Source organism: Shewanella sp. GXUN23E, assembly GCF_050865035.1.
Lineage (GTDB): Bacteria > Pseudomonadota > Gammaproteobacteria > Enterobacterales > Shewanellaceae > Shewanella.
In genome coordinates this window covers 127,240-152,413 of record NZ_JBOZWP010000001.1, presented here as the reverse complement: position 1 = coordinate 152,413, position 25,174 = coordinate 127,240, and the positions used below count along the sequence as shown (strand labels likewise).

The 25,174-nt window shown below is 54.7% G+C and carries 22 protein-coding genes; 10 read left to right on the top strand and 12 right to left on the bottom strand.

Annotated features, from left to right (window positions below; translation table 11 throughout):
- The first annotated feature begins 198 nt into the window (after positions 1-198).
- Positions 199-1,218, top strand: coding sequence for a Preprotein translocase subunit SecY (locus ACRRUX_RS00665; RefSeq protein ID WP_432526258.1), 1,020 nt, complete (start codon positions 199-201; stop codon positions 1,216-1,218).
- Here the strand turns inward: ACRRUX_RS00665 and plsY are convergent.
- Entirely contained in the window at positions 1,215-1,868 is a 654-nt protein-coding gene (plsY, locus tag ACRRUX_RS00660) for a glycerol-3-phosphate 1-O-acyltransferase PlsY (protein ID WP_432526257.1), read from the bottom strand. The genes ACRRUX_RS00665 and plsY overlap by 4 nt on opposite strands.
- Positions 1,869-2,085: 217 nt before the next feature.
- Between plsY and folB the strand changes: the two genes are divergently transcribed.
- The 4 genes from folB to ACRRUX_RS00640 all read left to right on the top strand — a co-directional run bounded on the left by folB (position 2,086) and on the right by ACRRUX_RS00640 (position 4,715).
- Positions 2,086-2,439 carry a dihydroneopterin aldolase gene (gene folB / locus ACRRUX_RS00655; protein WP_432526256.1) on the top strand — a complete coding sequence of 118 codons (354 nt, stop codon included), beginning with the start codon at positions 2,086-2,088 and terminating at the stop codon, positions 2,437-2,439.
- Between the two features lie 30 nt (positions 2,440-2,469).
- Positions 2,470-2,964, top strand: a complete 495-nt coding sequence (gene folK, locus ACRRUX_RS00650; protein WP_432526255.1) for a 2-amino-4-hydroxy-6-hydroxymethyldihydropteridine diphosphokinase — start codon at positions 2,470-2,472, stop codon at positions 2,962-2,964.
- A 40-nt stretch (positions 2,965-3,004) separates the two neighbouring features.
- The gene (locus ACRRUX_RS00645) at positions 3,005-3,805 is read left to right on the top strand and encodes an undecaprenyl-diphosphate phosphatase (RefSeq protein WP_432526254.1); all 801 of its coding nucleotides are present in this window, start codon (positions 3,005-3,007) and stop codon (positions 3,803-3,805) included.
- A 70-nt stretch (positions 3,806-3,875) separates the two neighbouring features.
- Positions 3,876-4,715: an SAM-dependent methyltransferase gene (locus tag ACRRUX_RS00640; RefSeq protein ID WP_432526253.1), complete on the top strand. Its 840-nt coding sequence runs from the start codon at positions 3,876-3,878 to the stop codon at positions 4,713-4,715.
- A gap of 100 nt (positions 4,716-4,815) precedes the next feature.
- Here the strand turns inward: ACRRUX_RS00640 and ACRRUX_RS00635 are convergent, their stop codons facing one another.
- Both ACRRUX_RS00635 and ACRRUX_RS00630 read right to left on the bottom strand, forming a co-directional pair.
- Positions 4,816-5,082: an Lpp/OprI family alanine-zipper lipoprotein gene (locus tag ACRRUX_RS00635; RefSeq protein WP_432526252.1), complete on the bottom strand. Its 267-nt coding sequence runs from the start codon at positions 5,080-5,082 to the stop codon at positions 4,816-4,818.
- A gap of 175 nt (positions 5,083-5,257) precedes the next feature.
- On the bottom strand, positions 5,258-6,502 hold the full coding sequence (locus ACRRUX_RS00630; protein WP_432526251.1) for a multifunctional CCA addition/repair protein: 1,245 nt from the start codon (positions 6,500-6,502) through the stop codon (positions 5,258-5,260).
- A gap of 139 nt (positions 6,503-6,641) precedes the next feature.
- Here ACRRUX_RS00630 and ACRRUX_RS00625 point away from each other — a divergent pair, with 139 nt between their 5' ends.
- Positions 6,642-8,303 (top strand): ExeA family protein, encoded by a 1,662-nt coding sequence (locus ACRRUX_RS00625; RefSeq protein ID WP_432526249.1) that lies wholly within the window; start codon positions 6,642-6,644, stop codon positions 8,301-8,303.
- Positions 8,303-9,238, top strand: coding sequence for a general secretion pathway protein GspB (locus tag ACRRUX_RS00620; protein WP_432526247.1), 936 nt, complete (start codon positions 8,303-8,305; stop codon positions 9,236-9,238). The genes ACRRUX_RS00625 and ACRRUX_RS00620 overlap by 1 nt, the downstream gene beginning before the upstream one ends.
- A 4-nt stretch (positions 9,239-9,242) precedes the next feature.
- On the opposite strand, the gene nhaD is transcribed toward ACRRUX_RS00620, so the two are convergent.
- From nhaD to ACRRUX_RS00605, 3 genes are all read right to left on the bottom strand, one after another.
- The gene (nhaD, locus tag ACRRUX_RS00615; RefSeq protein WP_432526246.1) at positions 9,243-10,484 is read right to left on the bottom strand and encodes a sodium:proton antiporter NhaD; all 1,242 of its coding nucleotides are present in this window, start codon (positions 10,482-10,484) and stop codon (positions 9,243-9,245) included.
- A gap of 158 nt (positions 10,485-10,642) precedes the next feature.
- Positions 10,643-11,932, bottom strand: coding sequence for a glutamate-1-semialdehyde 2,1-aminomutase (gene hemL, locus ACRRUX_RS00610; RefSeq protein ID WP_432526245.1), 1,290 nt, complete (start codon positions 11,930-11,932; stop codon positions 10,643-10,645).
- A 526-nt stretch (positions 11,933-12,458) separates the two neighbouring features.
- Positions 12,459-14,168 (bottom strand): chloride channel protein, encoded by a 1,710-nt coding sequence (locus ACRRUX_RS00605; RefSeq protein WP_432526244.1) that lies wholly within the window; start codon positions 14,166-14,168, stop codon positions 12,459-12,461.
- A 45-nt stretch (positions 14,169-14,213) separates the two neighbouring features.
- Here ACRRUX_RS00605 and ACRRUX_RS00600 point away from each other — a divergent pair, with 45 nt between their 5' ends.
- Positions 14,214-15,017, top strand: coding sequence for a DUF6776 family protein (locus ACRRUX_RS00600; RefSeq protein WP_432526243.1), 804 nt, complete (start codon positions 14,214-14,216; stop codon positions 15,015-15,017).
- Positions 15,010-15,360 (top strand): iron-sulfur cluster insertion protein ErpA, encoded by a 351-nt coding sequence (gene erpA / locus ACRRUX_RS00595; RefSeq protein WP_115135815.1) that lies wholly within the window; start codon positions 15,010-15,012, stop codon positions 15,358-15,360. Before ACRRUX_RS00600 ends, erpA begins: the two co-directional genes overlap by 8 nt.
- A gap of 133 nt (positions 15,361-15,493) precedes the next feature.
- Here the strand turns inward: erpA and ACRRUX_RS00590 are convergent, their stop codons facing one another.
- The 4 genes from ACRRUX_RS00590 to ACRRUX_RS00575 form a co-directional block, all read right to left on the bottom strand.
- Positions 15,494-15,913 (bottom strand): hypothetical protein, encoded by a 420-nt coding sequence (locus ACRRUX_RS00590; RefSeq protein ID WP_432526242.1) that lies wholly within the window; start codon positions 15,911-15,913, stop codon positions 15,494-15,496.
- A 13-nt stretch (positions 15,914-15,926) separates the two neighbouring features.
- Entirely contained in the window at positions 15,927-16,307 is a 381-nt protein-coding gene (locus ACRRUX_RS00585; RefSeq protein WP_432526240.1) for a DUF2750 domain-containing protein, read from the bottom strand.
- Positions 16,308-16,423: 116 nt separating this feature from the next.
- Positions 16,424-17,779 carry an alkaline phosphatase gene (locus ACRRUX_RS00580; RefSeq protein ID WP_432526239.1) on the bottom strand — a complete coding sequence of 452 codons (1,356 nt, stop codon included), beginning with the start codon at positions 17,777-17,779 and terminating at the stop codon, positions 16,424-16,426.
- The gene (locus ACRRUX_RS00575; protein ID WP_432526238.1) at positions 17,776-20,205 is read right to left on the bottom strand and encodes an alpha/beta hydrolase family protein; all 2,430 of its coding nucleotides are present in this window, start codon (positions 20,203-20,205) and stop codon (positions 17,776-17,778) included. Before ACRRUX_RS00575 ends, ACRRUX_RS00580 begins: the two co-directional genes overlap by 4 nt.
- Positions 20,206-20,440: 235 nt before the next feature.
- On the opposite strand from ACRRUX_RS00575, the gene ACRRUX_RS00570 reads away from it, so the two are divergent.
- Complete coding sequence (locus tag ACRRUX_RS00570) at positions 20,441-22,618, top strand: winged helix-turn-helix domain-containing protein (RefSeq protein ID WP_432526237.1); 2,178 nt, start codon at positions 20,441-20,443, stop codon at positions 22,616-22,618.
- A 6-nt stretch (positions 22,619-22,624) separates the two neighbouring features.
- Here ACRRUX_RS00570 and ACRRUX_RS00565 read toward each other — a convergent pair whose 3' ends face one another.
- Both ACRRUX_RS00565 and ACRRUX_RS00560 read right to left on the bottom strand, forming a co-directional pair.
- Positions 22,625-23,731 (bottom strand): anhydro-N-acetylmuramic acid kinase, encoded by a 1,107-nt coding sequence (locus tag ACRRUX_RS00565; protein ID WP_432526236.1) that lies wholly within the window; start codon positions 23,729-23,731, stop codon positions 22,625-22,627.
- A complete protein-coding gene (locus ACRRUX_RS00560; protein ID WP_432526235.1) occupies positions 23,732-25,117 on the bottom strand; it encodes a peptidoglycan DD-metalloendopeptidase family protein in 1,386 nt (461 codons plus the stop codon).
- Positions 25,118-25,174: the final 57 nt, after the last annotated feature.

Here is a 25,174-nt window from a genome sequence, read left to right as displayed (position 1 = left end):
GGTTATTTCTGTTGATTGAAACGGCGCACCGGCGCCGTTTTTTTATGCTCCTTCCCCGGCTTTTGCCGTCAATTGTCTGAATCGCCACCAGTTGAGCTGGCAGAATGGTAATTTGCCTTATATTTCGCTGCCTTTGGGGTATGCTGCCCGCTTTTTGCGGCGTTCCGGCATTGCGCGGGACCTGAATGCGGGTTTGTTATGCATTATCAAGATTCCATTGGTTTGAGATATCCCAAGGGGCCGCTGGCCACCACTACTGTGTGGAGTTTGGCTGGTGCTTCCATTCTGGCCTCTACCATTTTTTCGCTGTTGTTATTTTTGTCTATCGACGATAACCCTGTGATGAAATGGCTGTTTGGTTCGCTGGCGGTGATTTTTGAAGCCGGTAAGTTTTACGCCTGGTATGAGTTTGGTGAGCGTCGGGCGCACCGCAATTATCCTGGCGCACTCTCTGCACTGATGTTTTATCTGGTGCTGGCGGTGATCTCCATTGGTGGCAGTATCGGAGGCATCAACAGTGCCACCAATTCGGCGCAGGAGCACATTGCCATTGAGCAGGCCAAGGTCAACGCCTACGATCGGCAAATTGCCGCTATTGATAATCAGATAGCCCTGAATAATTTGGCGGCTGAAAAATACATTGAGATGGAGCGGATCGCTACCGGAGTTACCCGCATTCAGGAGCAGAACAAGCGTCTGCGTGAAGAGCAGCAGCGTCTGGCGGCAGAGCGCGACAGTCTGCCACCGGTAGCACAGGGCTCGATCATTGGCCTTATCGACTCGATGGCCAACTTGCTGGGGGTGGATACCCGTGCTGCACAATTGGGACTGGTGGTATTTCTGTCTGTGCTGCTGGATTTCTTTGCCGCTTTCTTTGTGGGAGTGATTGGCGAGGAACTCAGATTCCGTCATTTCTGGCGGGTTCACCGGCCACTGACCATAGATGCCATTAGCGAGCCTTTGCCCAGCATCACGCCGGTACTGACGCTGCAATCCATGCCCGCAGACAGCGATAACCATGAGCCGGAGCTGAGCCTGTCCGAGCAGGTCAGTCAGGCACTGGCTAATCGGGCGCTACCCTGCAGCAAGAGGGCGGTAGCGAAGCACTTCGGCTTGATGACCGAAGAGGTGGATACACTGTTTGCTGAGTTGCTGGCCAGTGGTCAACTGGGGAAAAAGGCTAACAATCATTACCACTGGATTGGGACTGAGGCTTAATCCAGACTGGGCGGCGGGCTGTCTGCCGCTCCTTTGCTGCGGGCCTTTTTGAACTTGTTGCGGATGGAAAAGCGGGGTTCTTTGCCCTGCACCAGCCGCACTATGTTGTCTTTATGGCGGATGATAATAAGCGTCGATAACATGGCCACCGGGATCGTAAACCGGTCGTCCAGATAATGGGTATAGACAGGCGCCAGCAAGGCAGTGAGAATCGCTGCCAGCGATGAGTAGCGGGTGATAAATACCATCACCAGCCAGCTGCCCATCAGCGCCAGTGCCAAATCATCACCAATCGGTGCCATCGCGCCAAAGGCAGTCGCGACGCCTTTCCCGCCTTTAAAATCGAAAAATACCGGGTAGATGTGACCCAGACAGGCGGCAATTGCAATCACCCCCAGCCAGATGGCGTTGATACCCAGGAGGTAAGCCAGGTAGGCGGGGGCCGCTCCTTTAAGCATATCGAAAAACAGCACCATGGCGGCAGCGCCCGCGCCGCCAATTCGCAGCACATTGGTGGCGCCCGGATTGCCGGAACCCTGAGTTCGGGGATCGGGCAACCCCCTCATTTTACAAACCAAAACGGCACTGGAGACTGAGCCGGCCAAATAGGCAGCCAATATCATAAAAATGGTCAGTGCAGCTTCGCTCAAATTGGTTTCCTTATGGATCTGGGGTATTATCTGCGCCCTGAATGCCTGCCTTCAGGGCAGACTGTCTTGCCGTATCCTACTCAAGGAATAAGGCTATTACAAAGGGTATATCCCCGGTCTGATGTCGGGGCGCAGAGATCTTGATGGTTGCGGCGGATTGTAACCTGTCATGGCCCGTCAACTTGTCTGACCTCAGCATAAAAATCTGGAGAATGCGATGGATAAGGTTCTGATCCGTGGACTGAGTATCGATACTGTGATCGGTATCTATGAGTGGGAGAAGCAGATCCACCAGACACTGGTGATCGATTTGGACATGGCCTGGGATATCCGCGCTGCTGCTGCCACCGATGATTACAGTCAGGCGTTGTGTTATGAAACCGTCTCCAATCGACTGACGGCGCTGGTTACCGAAAAGCCCATTGAATTGATTGAAACCATTGCGGAGATGATTGCCCGCTGCGTGATGGATGAGTTCGGTGCCCCCTGGGTGAAAGTGCGGGTGATGAAACCCGGAGCGGTAAAACACGCGCAATCTGTGGGTGTTGAAATAGAACGCGGGCATATCTGAGTCACGCTCCTTCCAATAATAAGAAGTCACATGGCAACAATTTATATCAGCCTGGGCAGCAACATTGAGCCACTCGCGCACCTGACTGCCGGCCTGCAGGATCTGTCGCGGCATTTTGGCCCGTTGACTCTTTCGTCTTTATACGAGAGTGAGGCTGTGGGTTTTAATGGCACCAATTTTCTGAATATGGTCGCCGCTGCGCAGACTGCACTGCCCGTGGCCGAGGTGGTGCGGATCTTCAAGCAAATTGAGTTGGACAACGGTCGCTTGCCCGGTGCCAAAAAGTTTGCACCCCGTACGCTGGATCTGGACCTGCTGCTGTATGACGATCTCGTGTGTGATGCCCCAGTAGCGCTCCCCAGAGCCGAGATCACAGAAAACGCTTTTGTACTCTGGCCGCTGGCTGAGTTGGCGCCAACGCTCGAGCATCCTGTGTGCAAACTGAGCTATCGGGCGCTGTGGCAGGCTTATGACAAGCCGCAAAAACTCTGGCCGATTGCCCATAGCTGGCCAGAGTTTGCCTGATTATTCAATACATCCTCTTTAACACGAAACAAGGGACAATATGGACACGTTGCAGGTTATTCTGCTGGCCCTGATCCAGGGCTTCACCGAATTTTTACCCATCTCCAGCTCGGCGCATTTAATCCTGCCCGCGCAGTTATTTGGCTGGGAAGATCAGGGGTTGTCATTCGATGTGGCCGTGCATATCGGCTCGCTGTTGGCCGTTATTCTGTATTTCCGCAAGGAAATTGTTGCCATGATCAAGGCCTGGCTGGCCAGCGTGTTTAAAGGTGTGCAGTCGGACGACAGTAAGCTGGCCTGGTGGATCATTCTGGCGACCATTCCTGCAGTGGTGATCGGCTTTCTGGCCAAAGACTGGGTGGAAAACTATCTGCGTGGTCCCGGAGTTATCGCCATCACCACTGTGGTGTTCGGTTTATTGTTGTGGCTGGGTGACCGCATGGCCAAATGTGAGCTGACCGAGTATCAGGCGGGCTGGAAAAAGGCACTGCTGATCGGTCTGGCGCAGGCGCTGGCATTAATTCCAGGTACTTCCCGCAGCGGTGTGACTATGACTGCCGCGCTGATGTTGGGGCTGAAAAAGGAAGCGGCTGCCCGTTTCTCATTTCTGATGTCGATTCCGGTGATCCTCGGCGCTGCGCTGCTGATGGGCAAAGATATTATCAGCGAAGGTCATGTCATTGATTGGCAGGCGATGGGGCTGGGTGTGTTGTTGTCCTTCCTGTCTGCTTATGTATGTATTCATTTCTTCCTGAAGATCATCAGCCGCATGGGCATGACGCCTTTTGTGATTTATCGACTGGCACTGGGCCTGTTCCTGTGCGGGTTTATTTTCCTGTAAGCTGACCTCTGCCGTCAGCCAAGCGCCCCGGCTTCAGGTCGGGGCGATGTTTTTTATGGACCTGAACGTTATGACCATTTCTCTGCAATGCCCCATCTGCCATAAGCCGCTCAGCCAATATCTCACCAGTAAAGATCTGCACTGTGAAAGTAAACATCAGTTTCCTTTTGTTGAAGTCCAGGAAGGGCGGGGATACTGGGTGTTTGGCAAAGGCAAAAAACAACAGACTTTGTCCCGTGCCCAAATGCGATCGCGCTTGTTCTTGCTCAGCAGCGGTATCCACGCGCCTTTGCTTGATGCCATGAATCAGGCGCTGGTATCTGAGCTGTCGCAGCCTGCCTGCATCAATTGGCTGGATTATGAATCCGGTGATGGCTTTTATCTCAGAGCTCTGGCGCAGCCATTGGTTGCGGCCATGCCTGAGCTGAATCTGACACGCTGTGGTTTTGGCGAAGCTGACAATGCCTTGTATGCCGCCGCCAAAGCCGGCAGTGATGAGTATTACGCCCAGTGTTCAGCCAAGGGCTTACCTTATGCCGATGACAGTTTCGATTTCCTGACGGTGGTAGATAAGCCATTGAAAGGAAAAGAGGCTATACGGGTGCTGAAGACCGGCGGTCTGGCGTTGATGGTGATCCCTGCCAGTCGTCACCTGTGGCAGCTGCGCAGTCGGTTGTTTGATGATTTGACGGAAAAGGAAGTGGCAGTCAATTTGCCCAAAGAGCTGGAGTTAGTGGCACAGCATAGAGTGCAGTGGCAGTTGGATGTTGATGGTGAACAGGCGCTGACTTTACTGGAGATGACTCCATATGCCTGGCGGGCCAATGACAAACTCAAGGGGCATATTACCCGTGAAGCGATTGATGGACTGGAGCTGGATTATTTGGTGGTAGTTGCCAGAAAGCGTTAACCGGCTGAAGATAAAGATAAGTGTGGTGCGAGGGAAAGCAGGAAGAGATAAAGCCTGAAAACTATAGCGGCGATGCCGGAGCATCGCCGATATCAACACATTACTTCTTGTAAGAAGTAGCCATGTTGTCGATGCGGTCATTGGCGCGCTTGGCTTCAGCCTGAGCGTCCATAGCAGCAGCTTTAGCCGCTTTTGCATCTGCAGAAACTTTGCCTTGCTCAGTTTTCAGAGAGCTAACTTCAGCAGACAGTTGGTCTACTTTGTTACCCAGATTGGCAACGCTTTCTTCCAGAGCAGTGGTGTTGGCACAGCCACCCAGCATAGCAGTCATAGCTACACCGGCAACCATCATTAACTTTTTGTTCATGGAGTAATCCCTTTAAGATAGTGTGGATTAAAAGGCCGCAGTCCTCCTAAGTCGACTGCAACCGCATAATTATGTCATAGACAATTTAATTTGCTATGAAAAATCATGGAATCGGTCAAAACGATAGCGAATATTCACCTTTTTTCAAAGGATTAATTGGCATCATTTAGCAAACTCACCGATTCGTTACATTAAATGTGTGATTCGCCTTAAATTCTGACAGCATTTTCATGCGTTGTTTTTGCAATTGATCACGAATTTCCGAACCTTTGAAGCCTGCATCAACAATTTCACGGACATCAACCCGATGCATCAATGCAAAACACTGACGCAAATAGCCCGCCTGAGGGTACTTGGCGTGCTCGAATCCTGTCCGGCCACGGATATCGGCTTCACACACGAGCAGTAATTTACCCAGACGTTCGGGTTTACGCCAGAGGTCCGCAGCATCAAATTTTCTAATGACAGTTTCCGGTTTTAACTCAAATGCATGATGGAAATCCTGATGCAGATCACTGCCCAGCAATGCCAAATCCCGATAGTCATTGGGTACCCGCAAGCGCTGACATAGATTGCGGATAGGTGTCAGGCCTTTTTGACCGTGGCCGTGGTGTTTGGGCCAATGCTCTTTCGGCGTCAACGCCTTACCAAGATCGTGCAGCAGTGCAGCAAAGCGCACCGATTTGTCGTCACTCAATGCCGCAGCCTGTTCAAGCACCATCAGGGTATGCACGCCGGTATCTATCTCAGGGTGCCATTTTTCCGGTTGGGGTACGCCAAACAGGGCATCGATTTCCGGCATCAGTACTTTCAGGGCGCCGCATTCTCTGAGCACTTCAATAAACACCTGTGGACTATCAGTGGCCAGCGCCTTGTCCATTTCCTGCCACACCCGCTCAGGGCTCAGGGCATCAAGTTCACCACTGGCGCTGATCTCTTGCATCAGGGTCATGGTTTGCGGCGCTACTTTGAAGCCCTGTGGGGCGAAACGGGCGGCAAAGCGCGCCACTCTCAGTACCCGTAGAGGATCTTCGACAAAGGCCGGTGACACATGGCGCAGCAATCGTGCGGCCAAATCCGCCTGACCGCCGTAAGGGTCATGCAGTTGCCCATCGGCGTCCTTGGCGATGGCATTGATGGTCAAATCCCGGCGCAGCAAGTCCTGCTCCAGGGTGACATCCGGCGCGGCAAGGCATTCAAAGCCACCATAACCTGCCGCGGTTTTGCGCTCGGTACGCGCCAGGGCGTGCTCAGCCTTGGTTTTTGGGTGCAGGAATACCGGGAAGTCTTTGCCGACCTGTTCATAGCCCAGCGCCAGCATTTCTGCTGCGCTGGCTCCTACCACCATATAGTCTCTGTCCTTTATCGGCAGTCCCAGAAGTTCATCCCGTACTGCGCCGCCTACCAGATAGATTTGCACGCCCGATCACCTGTTTGAAAATTTGCGCTAAGCATAACACCTGCAGTAAAAAATAGGGCACACAGGACGGTCGATTTTGACATCCTCCGGCTGGCACTATACCTTGGGCAAAACTTTTCAGAGCAAGTGTTTGCGCGGTATGTACAAAGCCTTTTTCGGGTTGAACGACAACCCCTTCTCGATTGCCCCCAATCCCCACTATCTGTTTCTGAGCGACAGACACAGAGAGGCGCTGGCACACCTGACCTATGGTCTGGGCGATACCGGCGGATTTGTACTGCTGACCGGTGAGGTGGGCACAGGCAAAACCACCGTCAGCCGCTGCCTTTTGCAGCAACTGCCGGACAATACCGATACCGCATTCATTCTCAATCCCTCGATGACTGAGCTGGAACTGCTGGCAACCCTGTGTGACGAGCTGCATATCCCCTACGGTGACAATCCCACACTTAAACAACTGACGGATTTACTCAGCCGATATCTGCTCAATAACCATGAGCAGGGCCGCAACACTGTGCTCATCATTGATGAAGCCCAGCACTTACGGCCTGAGGTGCTGGAGCAACTGCGGCTGCTGACCAATCTGGAGACGGACACCAAAAAATTACTGCAGGTGATATTGATTGGCCAGCCCGAGCTGCAGCAACTGCTCAAGCGTCAGGAACTGCGTCAGCTGGCGCAGCGCATCACCGCCAGATACCATCTGTTGCCACTGAATGAACAGGAGCTGGGATTGTATGTACAGCACAGACTACAGGTCGCCGGACGCCACGAGCCCCTGTTTACTGCCAGAGCCATCCACGCGCTGCATGCCGCCAGTGGCGGTATTCCGCGGCTGAGCAATCTGATCTGTGAGCGGGCATTGATGGCGGCTTATGCCCAGTCCAAAGTACCTGTTGATCATAAGATGGTGCAGCGCGCCGCAGCCGAAGTCCTGGGAGAGGAGCCGGTTACCCGGAGTTACACCTGGCCACTGCTGGCCGGTGCGGGTTTTGTGCTGGCTTTTGGGCTGGTGTTCTGGTTTATCCAGACTGATGACCAAATGACATCCGGTGCGGCACAGCAGGTTGCAACTGTGACAGCCGCCGTGAACGAAACCAGGCAGGCGCCCGGTGACACCGCAGGTCCTGCGGCTGTTAGACCCGCCAGTGGAGCGGCCTCAGCGCCTGAGACAGCCCCGTCATTGGGACAACGTCAGCTTGATAAAGCACTGGCCGACAGCCGCGGGATAGATACCGCGTTCGCCACTCTGCTGGGATTATGGAATCGTACACCCTATCAGCAGATGAGTGCCTGTCAGGCAGCCGCGCTGCAGGGGCTGGCCTGTTATCAGCAGCAGGGCAGTACCGCCTCGATTTTGCGCCTCAATTACCCGGCAGTGGTGTACCTGACCGATGCTGCCGGGCAGGAGTCCTACGGTACGCTGATCTCCCGTAATGCTGATGAGCTGCTGTTACAACTGGGAGAGCAGCAGTTCTGGGTCAGCCGGAGCTGGTTTGACCGGCATTTCGCCGGGGTGTTTGAGATCCTGTGGCAGCCCGAACAGGAAGGGGCATCTCCCATAGGTCCGCATTCATCCGCCAGCCAGTTGCAGTGGCTGGAAAACTCGCTGGCGATGGTGGACAAGGTGCCGTCCAGACTGATCAGTGGGTATGACAGCCAACTGGAGCAGAGACTGAAAACCTTCCAGCGCCAGCACGGTCTCAACCCGGATGGCATTGCCGGCAGTCAGACCCTGACTCAGCTGGGTCTGTATCTGAGTCAGAGCGGCCCGAGACTGAACGGGGAGGGAGAACGCTGATGTCGATTTTGCTCGATGCGGTGATCCGCAACAAACAGCAGGGACAACTGCCGGATCCTGCCACGGCGCCAAGGCCTTATGTTGATCATCCGCAGCGTTGGCCGGTCAAGGCTGTGGCGGCTGTGGTGCTGAGTCTGCTTGCCGGGGGCGGCGCGGCTTTTGGCCTGAATTTGTGGCTCAATAAAGAAGAGCCTGTGGCCATGGTGTTACCAGCCCAGGAGGCCGAGCCTGCGTCTCTGATAGCAATGCAGGCTGGACAGACGAACCAACCGGCGTCGTACACTCAGCCACATGCTGTCCAGGTGGCTAACGACCCCGGTGTTCGTCTTGCCGGACGGGGTAATATTCCTGTGGCCAGGCCTGGTCCGGTGCTGAGTCAGCAAGCCGCTGAACCAGGGCGCAGCAGCGCTGCAGCGCCGGTGAAGGTTGCAGTGCAGCCTGCATATTCTGAGCCCGAAGCTTCGGCGGCCCCTCTGGTACTGGGTGCCAACTCAGATTTGACGCCCCAGCAGCTGGAGATACTGCGCCGTGAAACCGGTCATGCGCCGCAGGGCATGGCGGATTTGGGGCAGGAAGCCAAAGCTGCGCAGGACAATTTGCTGGCGGCTTTTGAGCAGGCGCTCAAGGATGTGGAGTATCAACATTCAGTTAAAGAAGGAGTGACTCCGGCGAAGCTTGATCCGATCCCTGAGGTGGCGGAGTCTGACTTTCCCAGATATGGCGACCTGTCACCAGCACTGCAGCAACAGGTGCCCGAGTTCAACATCGTGGCCCATGTGTATGCCAGCAATCCTAAAAATCGCTGGTTGAATGTGGATGGCCGCGAGCTACAGCAGGGCGACACCATTGGTGGCAAACTGAAAATTGTGGAGATCCGCCCCCGGGACGTGGTGCTGGAAATTGCCGGCACTGAGTTTATCGTACCGGCGATTTAATGGCTTAAAGCATGACGCGGGCAAACCAGATGGTCAGGGCATAGCCCGCGCTGTAACACAGCAGCAGTGATGGCAGGTACTTGAGGTAGCTGACAAACGTCAGCTCCTTGATTTTACTCATGGCGATGATACCGGACGCCGAACCTATCACCAACAGTGAACCACCCACCCCGACCGCGTAGGTCAGTCCCAGCCATTGTTCGGCATTCAGGTGTGGATCAGCCTTGAGCAGGGCGGCCGTCATGGGCACGTTATCCAGCAGTGCCGAAACGATTCCCAATATGTAATTGGCCAGTGTCGGCGATACCTGACTGTAGGCTGAGGCCAGCATATCCAGGGTGCCAATTTGCTTGAGCATGCCCACCAACAGCAAAATACCGAGGAAGAACAGCAGGGTATCGAACTCGATACGGCGGACATATTCCAGGATGCGCATCTCTTCGGTGTTGGAGTGGCTGAATTGGCCCAGCAGGAACATCACCGACAGACCGGTCAGGAAAGTCAGTACCGGCGGGATGGCATACAGCAGGTTGAGCACCATGGTCATGATGATGGTCAGCACGAACACCCCGGCAATCACCAAATCCAGCGCGGTATAGGTATAGTTGACCGGTGTGGTCATCACCTGACCTCTGGCGCCGCGGGAGAATAGCAGGGCCAGCAGGGCCACGCTGCTGACGGCGGGCAGCAGCAATAGCAGCAGCTGCGACATATTCAGATGTCCCTCAAGAAAGATCATCAGGGTGGTCACATCGCCGGTGATCAGTGCTACACCGCCTGAGTTGACCGCGAAGATAATAAGTACTGAGATGCGTCTGCGCATGCGCCAATGCAGTTTGAAGCTGGACAGCAGGCCGATGGACACCAAAGTGGCCGTGACGTTGTCACAGATAGCCGACAGAAACAGCGAGAAGATGGCAATCATCAACATTAGCTGGCGCACCGACAGCTCGGCCGGAAACAGCTTTTCAATCAACACCTGGATCAGCCCCTTGGCATTGAGATAAGCCACAAAGGTCATGGTGGACATTAAAAACAGCCAGAGGGTAGCGATTTCCAGCAGGTTTTCATTCAGCTCAGCGGCAATGTGCTGGCTGTTGTGTCCGGCGGCATCGATAAACAGGGTGATCCAGGCGACACAGCCCAGAAACAGCGTGGTTTTGGTTTTGTTGATGTGAGTCAACTCTTCCGTAATGATGCTGAGCAGGGCCAGCACAGCGAGACTCACAAGAAACAGGGTCAGCATGGCAGTGTTCCAACGACGATTGTTGTTCTTTTAAGGTTGAATTAATCAACCTGTGCTCGGCGCGGATTGCAACATGCTTTTTGCATTAAGGCAACATCTGTGTGGGATAAAAACAAAAAAGGACGCCGGAGCGTCCTTTTTGCAAATTTGTCAGCGGATTATGCTGCAGCCATACGGGCCAGTACCCGGTCAGCGGCAGCCAGTGTGGCAGCCAGCTCTTCTTCGCCGTGCGCCATGGACAGGAAACCTGCCTCGTAGGCGCTGGGTGCCAGATAAACGCCTTCATCCAGCATGCCGTGATAAAAGGCGCGGAACTGCTCCATATTGCACTTGGTCACCTGTTCGAACAGGGTCACCTGCGGCTCGTCGGTAAAGAAGAAACCGAACATGCCGCCTACATAGTTGATGCTCATTGGAATGCCGTGCTTGTCAGCTGCTGCCTTGAAGCCTTCGGCGATGCGCTCGGTCTTGGCCGCCAGTTCTTCATACAGACCTTCTTCACACAGGGCGTCCATCTGCGCCAGACCTGCTGACATGGCGATTGGGTTGCCGGACAGGGTACCTGCCTGATAAACCGGACCGGTCGGGGCGATGTACTGCATCACGTCTTTACGGCCACCGAAGGCGCCTACTGGCATGCCGCCGCCGATCACTTTACCCAGAGTGGTCAGATCCGGCTTCACGCCGTAGTAACCCTGAGCGCCGCTCTTGGAAACACGGAAACCCGTCATCACTTCGTCGATGATCAGCAGGGCACCATACTCATCACACAGGGCGCGCAGACCTTGCAGGAATCCGTCAACCGGTGGAATACAGTTCATGTTGCCGGCAACTGGCTCCAGGATAATGCAGGAGATGGAATCAGGGTACTGCTCGAACATAACCTTGACTGAGTCAAGATCGTTATAGACCGCAGTCAGGGTGTGCTTGGCAAAGTCTTCAGGGATCCCCGGAGAGCTTGGCTGACCCAGCGTCAGGGCGCCTGAACCGGCTTTAACCAGCAGACAGTCAGCGTGGCCATGGTAGCAGCCTTCAAATTTCAGGATCTTGTCACGGCCGGTAAAACCACGGGCCAGACGGATGGCGCTCATGGTCGCTTCAGTACCTGAGCTCACCATACGGACCATTTCCATGGAAGGTACCATCTCGATCACCTTCTCCGCCATCTGGACTTCCAGCTCTGTCGGGGCACCGAAAGACAGACCGTTTTGTACTGCATTCAGTACGGCTTCACGGATTTTTGGATGGTTGTGACCCAGGATCATTGGGCCCCAGGAGCCCACATAGTCGATGTACTTGTTGCCGTCAGCATCAAAGATGTAGGCACCATCGGCTTTTTCGATAAAACGTGGGGTACCGCCCACACCGTTGAATGCACGTACCGGGGAGTTCACACCGCCGGGAATGGTTTGTTTCGCCTGTTCAAACAGCGCTTCGGAACGGGTCATCTTATTTCCTTGTTCGTGTTATGCCGGTATTGCCGGTCTGGTTCTCAATGCCGGGCTTCCCGCCGGGAGCGGAAATCCTGAATTCTGTGAGGGAGATGTTTCCCATAGACGCCCAATTGTGGGGCCAAGACTGCCAATGTCAATGGCGGGGATCACATGATGGCAGAAAACTCTCCGTGATTCTGCCCAGCGGCGCGGGCCGTGGGTTTGTCGCCTGTTAGCTTGGCGGAATTCCGATAAAAACTCAGCGTTTTCAGTCTTGACGATTGCGGTGTCGCTTATTGTGAAATCCAAGCAGAACCTGAGGTCAAATCTGATTGTTGATGTGCATGATAACTCACTGATTTTGCCATCAGTGATGACTGATATTGCGGCAAGCAGTGACAGCTTTGCTGCCCATATTGACGGTGCGAACGGGGATCACTGCTGCGGCACCCTGGTATTGATCCCGGCTACTCATCCAAGCTACTCATGTGGATGTCAGCACAGCAACAATTGCCGATGATTTTCTCGTCATCAGTCTGAGTTACAGCTTGCCTGAGCGGATCTCCTGTTGCAGGTTCGCCCAGCTGATCACGCCCACCAGGTTGTCCGGTGTATCCTGCCAGATAAACACTTCTCCGCTGCGTTTGGGCAGCAGCAATTCATAGGCCTCATTGAGGGTAGCGGTGTCCGGCAATCCCTGCATGGGCAGGCGGTAAAGGGTTTCATCACCTTCGAAGGATTGCATTTCCAGCTTCAGCTTCTCAAACCGTCCCTGTTCATTGCGCACCAGCACAGGACGGCCCTGAGCCCTTTTCAGCACTTCCAGCAGTAGAGATTCATCGTTGTTGACCACTACAACCCGGCGATTCATCAGGGCTCTTACACCGGTTTTCTGCAGCGCGGCGTTGATCACCGGCACCCGATATTCAAGCCCCATAATATCCAGTTGACGCAGGAAGATAGATTGACTGTTAAAGCCCCGGTATGACACCAGAAATGCCAGCACTGTGACGAACATGGCCGGCAAAATTATGTTGGTGTCATTGGTCAGCTCCAGCAGCGCTACCAAACCGGCCAGTGGCGCATTAAGACTCACCCCCATCATGGCTGTCATACCGATGACGGCGTACAGACCAATATAGGGGCTGAGTGCAGGAAACAACTGAGCACTCATCATAGCGATCAGGGTACCGACTATGGCGCCTATGCCGTACAGCGGCCCGATAAGACCGCCGGGAATGCCAAGGCCGATAGCGGCGATGGTGGCGATCACTTTGGCCAGCAGCAGCGCCATAAGAAACAATACTGTGGGGTGTTGATTCAGCGCCGCCTCGATGGCCCAGTCACCTGTGCCCAATGCCTGTGGCATGACCAGTCCTATTGCAGTGGTGATGGCGCCGGCCAGCAGTAATCTGAGCGTCAGCGAACGGTTGGCGGCTTTTTCCGTGACCAGGATTAGCACCCGGTTAAAGGCCGCCGCGGCGCATCCCAGTGCCAGCCCGGCAATCGCCAGCAGGGGATATTGATCCAGTGGAATTGCCAATACCTTGATATGTTCAAATTCGTGAACATCACCAAACACCAACTGGCTGGAGAGTGCACCGCATATAGCGGATAGCATAATAGGGAAGAAGTAATGGATCTTGTATTCGCGCACGATCACTTCAAACACAAAAATGACCGCGGCCAGCGGCGCGTTGAAGGTCGCGGCAATGCCGGCGGCAATGCCGCTGGCACACATGATGCGGACACTGTTGTCCGGCAGTTTGAGGCGCTCAGCCAGCACACTGGCGGTGACGGCACCCAGATGAATGGCCGGGCCTTCCCGGCCCACAGAAAAGTTACCGGCGAGAGCGAAAAAGGCCTGAAAGAACTGCGCCGGGGCAGAGGGCAGTGGCAGTTTACCGTAGTGCATCTTGAACATATGCAGGACATAAGCAATGCCCAGACGTTTGTACCTGCGGGAGCCCAGTTTAATTGCCACACGGATCAAAATTGCGGCCAACAGCGGCAGAAAAACTCGCCAGTCGGCGGTGATCTCCGTAAAATCCAGCTCCTGTGCCCCGGTCAGTTCATTGCTCCAGGCGAGCATGACTCTGAGCATCAGAATGACCCCGGAGGCAATCAGGGCAAACACCAGTGCCAGTGCACACAACTGGGCACTGGTTCTGGCTTCGGACAGCTGATCTTTCAGCCCGGTTCGCAAATAGCGCTGTGATTTTTCTTTGAGTTCTTCGAAGCTGATTTGCACGTTAGGGTTTCCGCATAATCCATATGCTGTTTTAAGGTTTAATTAATGTCGAATTATCATCGCTGGGCAGATCGCCTGCAAGGGGCAGAACGAAGATACCGGGCGTCCTCCTGGTATCTGTTGTTGCTGGTGCTGGTGGCGTTTGCGCTCGGCGCCCTGAGCTATCACCTGTGGTTGGCGCGCCAGCCACAGAGCAACGATGCTGCCGACGAGCAGATACAGCGCCTGGAGAACGCGCTGCAGGCTCGCGCCAGTACCCTGGCCAGCCGTAATATGGAGCTGGTCGTGGCGCGCGAAGCCAATGACAATATGAAAAAGATGTTCAATGATCAGCTGGAGCGGGAAAAGCAGCTGCAACGTGAATTGAATTTTTACCGCAGTGTGATGGCACCGGAAAACAATGCCGAAGGGGTAGCGATATACTCTGCAGAACTGTTGCCGGGGCTGGAGCTGGGTAAGCAGCGACTGGAACTGATGCTGATGCAACTGGAAAAGCGCAAGCAGGTTGTCAAAGGCCGGGCTGAAGTGTTTCTGGTAGGTACTCAGGATGGCGTGGCGGAAACGCTGACGCTCAAGTCGTTGACCGACGTCAATCTGAACTTCAGCTTCCGCTATTTTCAGATGCTGGACAGTGAATTTGCTTTGCCAGAAGGTTTTGAATTGGCGAGGGTTCAGGTCAAACTCGTGGTACCGGCCAGCCGCTGGACCAAAGGGGCTGAGTCTGAACAGATTTTCAGCGTACCTGAGTTAACCTCGGGTGAAAAAGAGCCGCGGGTAATACTTGAACAAAATAGTCAGGTAACGGATAATCCCGCACAGCAAACTGATGTAAGAGGTAGCAATGACTGAACAAGCTGATGCAGCTCTGCCCATCCGCTTTACCGATGCGGCGGCTGCGAAAGTGAAAAGCCTGCTGGAAGAAGAACAGAACGACGCCCTGAAGTTAAGGGTCTATGTGACCGGCGGTGGCTGTTCAGGTTTCCAATACGGATTTACCTTTGATGAAAAGGTCAACGAAGGTGACTTCACCGTGGAAAAGCAAGGGGTACAACTGGTTGTTGACCCAATGAGCCTGCAATATCTGGTGGGTGGTGAGGTGGATTATACCTCCGGGCTGGAAGGGTCCCGTTTCTTCGTGAAAAACCCCAATGCCACCACTACCTGTGGTTGCGGCGCCAGCTTCTCGGTGTAAGCCAATCTCCAATTAATTAAAAAGCCGTCCAAAGGACGGCTTTTTCGTATTCGCAGTCTGGTGTTGGGGCGCCGTTTTGGCGGTGATACCGGGAGATAGCACTCAGGAGTGCGCGGCTTTCTTCAAAAAGACACTATCCCAGAATATTGAAGCGCATCTGCGGGCGGAAGAAGCGGGCTGTTTTGTTGCCAAAAGCTACCCACAGTATGAACCCACAGAGTAATGCGCCTGTGCCGGATATCAGCCAAATTGCGCTGCTTGGCAGGCCCGTCAGCTGCTCAGGCCATTGAGCCGATGCCCCGGCAAATTGCGCGGCCAGCTGTGGCAGCATAAAAGGCAAAGTGGCAAACAGTGCCAATCCGGCCATTCCCAGCAAGCGCAGCAGAATAAGTCCGGCTTTTTGCCTGCCCAGGCAACCCAGCACCAGCAGGAGTACCAGTACCCACAACAGGGGCAACCAGTTCAGCCAAAGTCCGCCTGCGGCAATCGCTGACAGCAGGGCCAGCAGTAGCATCAAACGTTTGGGCATCGCCATTGGTGTAGGGGTTGACATTAACGGCTCCGGATCAGTGGCGCTTGCCTGAGGTCAGTTTGGATTCCAGCTCATGGGGAGGGATAACCACACCCAAATCGCCTTCTACCGGGAATGCGGCGACCAGCAACTCGTCATCTTCCATGCCGGGAACCCAGCGCTCGAGAAAATCACGAACCGGGATCGACAGCGGCTCACAGTCCTGCCAGTCATCGACTGCCCACGCCTGGGCGGCTTCTTCGGACGGCCACATAGGAATGCAGTCTTCATCTTCGGTGGTCAGCATGACGCAGCCATCTGTGTCCTGCAGTGTCCAGATCTCTTCACTGGCTTTGATTTCTGCGACCATAAAGTCGTAGCGGGCTTCGGGAGTCATGACTGACAGCTCAGCCAGGGATTTGTTTTTCTTGGTCATGGCCTGTTTTCTCATTTCAATGCGGACCAACTGGCCCGGATGAATACCGGTAAGCCCCCGGGCAACTGCCGGGGGGCGGTATGAGGCGAGAGGATATCCTATCCCGCAGCCTTACGCTACCTGGATGACCCGGGTGCAGGACTGGCACCGGCAACGATATGTCTGCCGGGCAACAGGGCCTTGAGTTTCTGACCTATGGCGGTGTTGTCCTGCATGCCCTGAAACAGTGCCGCACCCGGCCCGTGAGCGAACACCTGCACATCGATGGCATCGTGGCCTGAGGTGGTCCAGCCGGTGTAAGTGGCTTCATCAATCAGGTTTTTGACCAGGGCGGCAAGCTGCTCCTGGCTGCTGTCCTGATCATCACTCAGCGCCTGTTCAAACAGCGTTCGCTGTTGTTCGGACAGCTGCAGACCTGTTTGCGTTTGTAGAATATTGTCCAACTCCGCCGGGGAGGCCAATAACAGCCGGGCGATATCGTCTGGCAGCATGTTGACTTTTCTCAGCAGATCGGCCCGCCACTGGTAGATCCCGGCACGGCCCAGTGTCAGGCCACCGGTAGAGTGATCGGCGGTGGCGACCATCAGCGTATCGCCGCGCCGGTCGATAAACTCCTTTACCAGTGTCAGGGTTCGGGCGAAGTCTTCCATTTCCGACATGGCACAGGCGATATCGTTGGCATGAGCACACCAGTCTATCTGACTGGCTTCCACAACCAGTACAAAGGGGCGATCTGTCGCTTCCATGCGTGTCAATGCCGCTTTGGTCATGATACTCAGTCTGTTGGGCTGGGCGCTGCCCAGTGCCGGAGGCAGGCCCTGAGGGGCGAACAATCCGATTGCAGGAAGTGTCAATTTATCCAGTGACTCCAGGCGGTTGAGATATTGATAGCCGCGTTCCTGAAAGCGGTTTATCAGATTGACATCCGGCCGGATAAAGTAGCTGGTTCCTCCGCCCAGTAACAGATCGGCGACCGGCGAGTGGCCGTCTGATCCCAGGTAGTCGTCGGCGATGGCGTTATAGTTTTTACGGTGCCTGTCATGGGCCAGAAAGCTCGCCGGAGTGGCATGGTTGATTTGCGATGTGGCAATAACCCCGGTCAGCATGCCGCGATGTCTGGCTTCGGCGATCAGGCTGGTGAGCGGGACCTCGTTGCGATCTATGCCAATGGCGCCGTTATAGGTTTTGTGGCCTGTCGCCAGTGCCGTTGCCGCTGCGGCGGAGTCGGTCACCCAGGTGTCGTCATCGGGGAAAGTTGTTGCCATGCCTACCAGCAGTGAGTCAAACACGGTTGGTTGCGGTGGCGTGGCTGGGTCCCCGGCACTGAAATAACGATAAGCCGTGGTGTAGGCTGGCCCCATTCCATCGCCGATCAGAAACACCACATTTTTGGGGGAGGCCCCGGCCTGAGCGGCAAGGCTTGAAAAGCCCAGGCTCAGGACGAGTCCTATTCGGTAGATATACGGGTTCATAAAGCTCCTTGTGGTACTGCTGCGTCTGCCGATGCCGGGGTTGACTTAAGATAGCTGTCCAGCCAGTTAAGTTGCTCCCACAGCAGATGATTGAGCGATTCTTTTGCCACGTAGCTGTGGCTTTCCCAGGGCAGAATGACCAGTCTGGCGGTGCCGCCCAGACCGGCGATGGCGTTGAACAGACGCTCTGACTGCATGGGGAAAGTGCCAGAGTTGGCATCAAGCTCACCATGGATCAGCAGGATAGGTTCATTGATTTGATTGGCATGGGCAAAGGGGGACATCGACTGATACAGCGCTGTTGCCTGCCAGTAATTACGTTCTTCGTTTTGAAACCCAAACGGCGTCAGTGAGCGGTTGTAGGCACCGCTGCGGGCGATACCGGCGGCAAACAGATCTGTGTGGGCCAGCAGGTTGGCCACCATAAAGGCGCCATAGGAGTGACCGCCGACAGCGATGCGTTTGGGATCGGCTACCCCCATCTCCACCAGAACATTCACCGCAGCTTCAGCGTTGGCGATGAGCTGTTGTCTGAAACTGTCGTTGGGTTTGCTGCTTCCTTCGCCGATGATAGGCATGGCGACCCGATCAAATACCGCATAGCCCTGTGACACCATGGCGATAGGGCTGCGGGGACTGATGTTCAGATACTGATGCTCTGAAAAGGCGACCTGGGCGGCGACAGATTTGTCTTTGTACTCTCTGGGATAAGCCCACATCAGCACAGGTAAAGGACCTTGGGCAGGCGTATAATCCGCGGGAAGGTAGAGAGTGCCGGATAATGGCAGACCATCGGCGCGGCGAAAGCTGATCAGTTGCTTCTGAATATCCCTGAACGCGGACAGGGCATCGGCTTGCTGATACAACAAGCGGCGTGTGCCGGATTCAACATCCAGTTGATACAGCGCAGGGGCCGCAGTACGACTCTCACTGCTGATGATCAGTTGCAGCGGCTGCTCATTGAGCACATATTTTACCCGTTCATATTTATCCTCCCGGGTTTGCCAGAGTTTGCTGCTCCTGCCATCAATCAGGGATGTGCGCTTCAAAAATGGCCGATACCCCTGATCTGATGCCCCCAGCCCAAAGTGCAGTACCTGTCCGTCCTCAACGGCAAGTAACTGACGGCCAAATTCGTTGCGCCGGGTATGGAATACTCCCGGATTGTCGTAGCTGTCCCGCAGCGCCCGTTGATGCCAAAGCGTCAGGCCCCGCTTATCCAGCAGACTTACGGTGATTTGCTGAGCCTTGCGGCTTGTTTGCGTAATCAGTGCCGTCTGGGCATCAATCCAGTCGATTTCGGCAATGCGTCGAGGCGTAGCGGTCAATTCCACAGGCTCCCCTTCGAAGGGGGCGCTCAACAGGTTGAGCCTGTCCCTGATGTCCGCAGCGCGGGTGCTGTCACCCTGATCGGCGGCGCTGATCCAGGTGATTGCCGCCGCCATGGCCGGATGCCACTGATAATTGCGGCCCCCTGGCGTGACAGAGTCGGGGCCGGCGGGACGATGCTCGCCACTGGGTAATTGGGTCAGCAACTGCTCATGGCCATCGTTCAGTCGTAAGATACTGATTTGCTGACTGAAGTCCTGGTATTTCACCCTCAGTGAAAAGGGTTCAGTCAGTTTGCCCGTGAGGATGTAGCGGTTGTCCGGCGACAGGCTGAGCCGATTAAAAATCGCCGGACTGCCGAGCTTACGCAGAGCGCCATCAGGGCTGAGCAGTGCCAGTTGAGTCAGCGTCAGTTGTCTGAAGTAGGCGGCATCAGCCGGGGTTTTCAATAAGTCCTGATAGGTACGTCTTGGAGCCTTTTGTGCGGAGGTGGCTTTTATCAGGGGCGCCAGCGAGTCTGTTGCCGCTGCACGGGGGATAAAGTTCTCCGCAACAGTCAGGCGGACCAGCATGGCGCTGCCATCAGTCAGCCAGTGAACAGCACCTGACAGGGTCGCATTTAATCTCGCCTGCCCCAGCCTGGTGACCGAAAAATCCGTCAGGTTGACAATATAGGGCCAGGCGCCTGAGTCACTCTGACCGGTAAAAGAGAAGAAACGTCCATCGGGAGAAAAACCGCCATGGCTCAGGGTGATACCTGTCGGCAACGGGATATCGGTGCTGAGATTGTCTTTGTTATTCAGTTGGATAAGGGTCAGTGACTGGTAACTGTTGTCGGGGCGGCTTGGCGTCAGGCTCACCGGGTTAATTCGCAGGCCCGCCAGTCTCACTTCAGGCTGAGTCAGCACTGAAATATCCGGGGAGCTGGAATTTCCCAATACCGCCAGCCAGCGCTTGTCCTTCGACAACAGCGTATCAGTGCTGCCGGGCTGTTCAACAACCTGTTGCAGTGCCGTGGGCGGCGTCTGATATTCGCTGGCGGCGGTGAAGGGGCTGAGCAGCAACAGGGTGGCTGTCAGGGCGAAAATACTTCTCATCTGTGTCGTCCTTGGGCTTAACCCGGGAAGTTTGACCGGGCGGAAGGTCTGCCAATAAATTGTTGTAATTCACTCACTTCAGTTTTCTATTGGAAGCACAGGACAGGTGCAAGGGCTGCTCCCTCGTTTCTCAGTTGTTTCGTTCTCTATTTAATGTCTATTTTTATGTAAATTAATTGTTTAACATTGTGGGCGTAAGACCTTTGTCCCATATCGGTAGCGTCGGATCCAGTACATGGAAAAAACAACAAAAATATCCAATTTCAATCTGGGCACCTGCAGGGTTGACCTGTCTGACAATAGCCTGAGCTTTGATGGGCAGGAAAAGCTGTCGTTGCAGCCCAAGTTTATTGAAGTGCTTGCGCAGTTGGCCCGGGGCTATCCTGAGGTGGTCACCCGGGATGAATTGATTGAGACTGTGTGGGATGGCAACGAGTATGTTGGCAGCAAGGCGCTCACCAATGCAATTTGGCATTTGCGTCAGCATCTGACGGCACTGGGAGATGACACTGTTATTGATACGGTGCGCAAGACCGGCTATCGATTGCTGATTGCCCCCCAGTTTGATGAGCCCTTGGTCAGCGATGTCGAGCAGGTTGAAGTCAGTTTCCGCCAATATCGTCGCCGCTCGCTCAGCGCCCTGTTGTTGGTCGCTTTGGTCTCTGTGGCCATGAGCTATTTGCTCTGGACCTCGACAGGAATTCAGACAGGTAAAGAAATCAGCTATTTAACCCGAGAGGATGGCTCGGAGCGGTTTCCTGCTGTGTCGCCCAATGGACGTTATCTGGTTTACGGCGGTGCCCGCCATGGCAGCAACTACGGTTTGTTTCTGAAGGAAATTTCAGTTGAAGGCGCATTGCCCAAACGTTTGTCTCCCCGGGATTCCGAGGAGGCCAGGGCGGTGTGGCATCCGGGGGGGGAATATCTCTATTATCCCAGTCGGCGGGCAGAAGACCGACGGTGCTTTTTCACCGAAATGCAGATGAGTTCAGGTCAGGTGCGTTACCTGACACCCTGTAATTCCCATCGCAGCGCTCTGGATATTTCGCCGGATGGCAGCCAGCTGGCCTATATCCACAATGTGCCCGGCGACAGCGACGATGAAGTTTATCTTATCCGGGTGGAGAGCAATGAGCCTATCCCTGAGAAAATCCAGTGCCAGAAGGGCTGCAGCGGCGTGGCACGGGATTTGGCGTTCAGCCCGGATGGCAGGTATCTGGCCATCGCCAGACGACTGAGTAATATCACCGAAGACATTTTTCTGTACGATTTGAACACCGGAGAGGAACGTGCCCTGACTCAGGGCATGGAAGATATTCGTGGCCTGACCTGGCATCACAGTGGCAAGCAGCTGGTGTTCGGGGTGGAGACCTCTGGCGTCAGGCGGGGCTTCAGTCTGGATCTGGACAGCGGGAAGGTGACGGACCTCGCAGTGCCTGGTTTCAGCTATCCCAAGTTTATTCCCGGCAGCCAGGATCTGGTTTATAACCACTATGCCCGCCAATACGACATTGCCTATATGGATGTGGACAAATCCATTCCGCAGACGCCTTATCCGCTGTTTTACTCAGGTTATGGTCAGCGCTTGCCGGATTATTCGGCTGCTGCCGGCCGGGTGGTTTATACCTCCAATGAAACCGGCTTCAACGAGATCTGGACGTCTGACAGTCAGGGCAACAACCGTATTCAACATACCTTTATCGAGCGGCGGGCGCTTTATCCCAGATGGTCGGCGGATGGTCATAAAATTGCTTTTATTGCCCCGGATGAGCTGAATGAGGGGAATCAGATCTATGTGTTGCAATTGGACAATGGTGAGATGTCCGTTGTTGCGTCGCCCTACAGTAACCACACCCGTCTGTTTTGGGGACCGGGCGATAAAGCCATTTATTCATCCATTGACAATCAGTTGGTGAAATTCCCGTTGGATGGTGCCAAGCCTGTGGTTCTCAGGGGCCTGAGCATGTCCCGCGGGCAGATCGTTGACGAGAGTTTGCTGGTGTTCAGTCGTCCGGATGCGCCTGGCCTGTGGCAGCTGGATATCGAGGCATATGAAGTCGCGCTGACAAAGAGCGAGGCGCTGCCGACAGCAATTCCGTTGATCAGGGGGCGGGGCGGTAAAATTGACTGGCAATCGGCGCCAGCCGGCGTATATCTGGCAGACGGCCTCAACTGGGTAGCGGGTTCTCAGGGGGTGTATTTTAAGCAACGGGCCAGCGGCGCAGAATATATGGTGAGTTTCTGGGATCGACAGACCAATCAGACCCGGGGGATTTTGCGTATTCCGAATAACTATTTATCTTCTTTCGGTACGCTGGCCTTTATCCCCTCCGAGCAGCGCCTGCTGATGACGCTGACCGATTATCCGCAGCGGGATATCATGCGACTGAGTCACCCGCTGTTGCAAAGATAAAGGTAGTCAGGCTGCCGGGTAACGGGCTCCCAGCACAGCCTGACGACTGGCGCCTGTGACGGCCGGTAGATTGGCTGGAAGTCCCTGCTCGAAACGCATGGCAAGCCAGGCGAAGGCAATAGCTTCGACCCACTTGGGATCAACCCCCAGCTGCGCTGTGGTCGCAAGTCGGAAGTCCGGCAGCAGTAACTGCAGACGGCGCATCAGCTCAGCGTTGAGCGCGCCGCCACCACAGGCGTACAGTTCACCCGCTTTGGCCAGTTTGAGTACGTCTTTGGCTATGGTGTGACAGGTTAAGTCCAGCAGCGTTGACTGAATATCCTGATCTTTCAGATGACTGAACTGCGCCAGCTGATGTTCAAGCCAGGCCTGATTAAACAGCTCTTTACCGGTACTCTTGGGGAAGTTCTGGGCAAAGTAGGGATGGGACATCATCTGTTTGAGTAGGTCATCGTTGGTTTTGCCCGATGCTGCCCAGGCGCCATCTTTGTCAAACGGGGTCTGCAGATGTTGCTGCACCCAAACATCAATAAGCGTGTTCCCCGGGCCGGTATCAAATCCCAGTACCTTGTTTCTGTCACCGGGCAGGAAAGTGATATTGGCAATGCCGCCGATGTTGAGGATCACCCTGACAGCGTCCGGCGCCGCGAATACTTCCTGATGAAACGCCGGGACCAACGGGGCGCCCTGACCGCCCAGCGCGACATCCTTGCGGCGAAAGTCGGCAATCACATTGATACCGGTTTCGACTGCAATGGTGTTGGGATCGCCAATCTGCAGGGTATAGCCGGTATCCAGACTCGGCATATGCCGAATGGTTTGCCCATGGCTGCCGATAGCGACCACTTCAAGGGGAGATACTCCGGTCCTGGCGAGCAGTTGATTGACGGCTTTGGCAAACAGCTTGCCTACGGTCCGGTCCAGTCTGCCCAGTCGGTTGATTTCGTCACTGCCGGGTTGGCACAAACGCTGTAATCCTTTGAACAGATGATCCGGCATTGGCTCGGAATGACCGCCAATCAGTCTTGGACTGGTAGCAGAGAAATCCACCAACACGGCATCGACGCCATCCATGCTGGTGCCGGACATGAGTCCTATAAACAGACCACTCATTTAGTTGGTGCTCTCCCGTGCGAAACTGCTTTGTTTTTCAGATTCGATTTTGGCCATCAGAGACTGGCTGAGCTTGTCAAACTGCGGCCGCTCTTTCTGGGCGATGGGTTCAGCCTTGGGCAACTTGACCGTGCGTGGATTGCGATGCACGCCATTGACGATAAATTCATAATGCAGGTGTGGGCCCGTTACCCGACCTGTACCGCCCAGTGTGCCAATAGTTTCACCCTGTTTGATGTATTGCCCCTGCTTCACCTTGCGTTTGTTCAGGTGCAGATACTTGGTGGTATAGGTGTCATTGTGTTTGATAAACACATAGTTACCATTGTATTTGTTGTAAGCGGATTCAATGACCCGGCCAGCGCCGGCAGCCTTGATGGGAGTACCGACGGCAGCGACATAATCAACGCCTCTGTGGGCTTTTACCTGGCCTGTAACCGGATGCAGGCGGCGGGGATTGAAGTTGGAGCTGACGTATTTGAAGTCAACCGGAGATTTCAGGAATGCTTTGCGCATACTGCGGCCATCTTCTGAATAGTATTGGCCATCTTTATAGCGAACTGCCGTAAAACGCTCGCCCTGGTTGATAAACTCGGCCGCCAGAATGTTACCGTTTTGCAGGAACTGATCGTCGGCATATTCTTCATCATAGATAAGGGCAAAGCTGTCACCTTCACGGATATCCTGAGCAAAGTCCATATCCCAGCCGAAAATAGTCGCCAGCTCCATAATCTGCGCCGGGGTCAGACCAGCTTTGGCGGCAGCGTTCCAGAAATTGGAGGTGATCTCAGCGCTGACGAATTTTTCTTCCCGGGTGACCTCTTTGGTCAGGGTGTACTCTTTCAACTCTTCCGGATGGCGGCTTACGATCAGTGTATCAATCTTGCTCAGCTGGTATCTGAGGCCGGCAAATTTACCGTCGCTGTCCTTAATCAACACCATACTGTCGCCCGGCATCAACTTGGGGACGATTTTGCCCATCTGCTTGAGTTGGGTCACCTCATATACATCGCGGGCAGTAAAGCCAACACGGTTAAAAATCGCGGCCAGGGTGTCGCCGCTGCGCACAGTTACCGTTTCTTCGGTTAATTGTGGCGCTGTTGGTGTGGCTGCTTCTGCGGTTTGGGGTTCTGATGTGGTATCCCGGGGGGCATCAGGCTTATCCCTTAGGGGCGCAGTTGGTGCTTCCGGGGTGCGAAAAGCCAGCGGCACGGTAATATCCGTTGCCTGGGCGCTGGTAGAGACGGCGACCGGTTGTGTTTGACGTGAAGCCTGGGCGTCATCTGCGGGTATCAGCACTACTGCAAAGATAATCAGGAGCAGCAAACCTATCAGTGCCTGATGCAATCTGGGCAATAAATTGAATAGTGTGATGACCTTTCCCATTGAACTCGGTACCAAAATGACTAACCATGACTCATCCCTTAGTGTACACACTTTCAT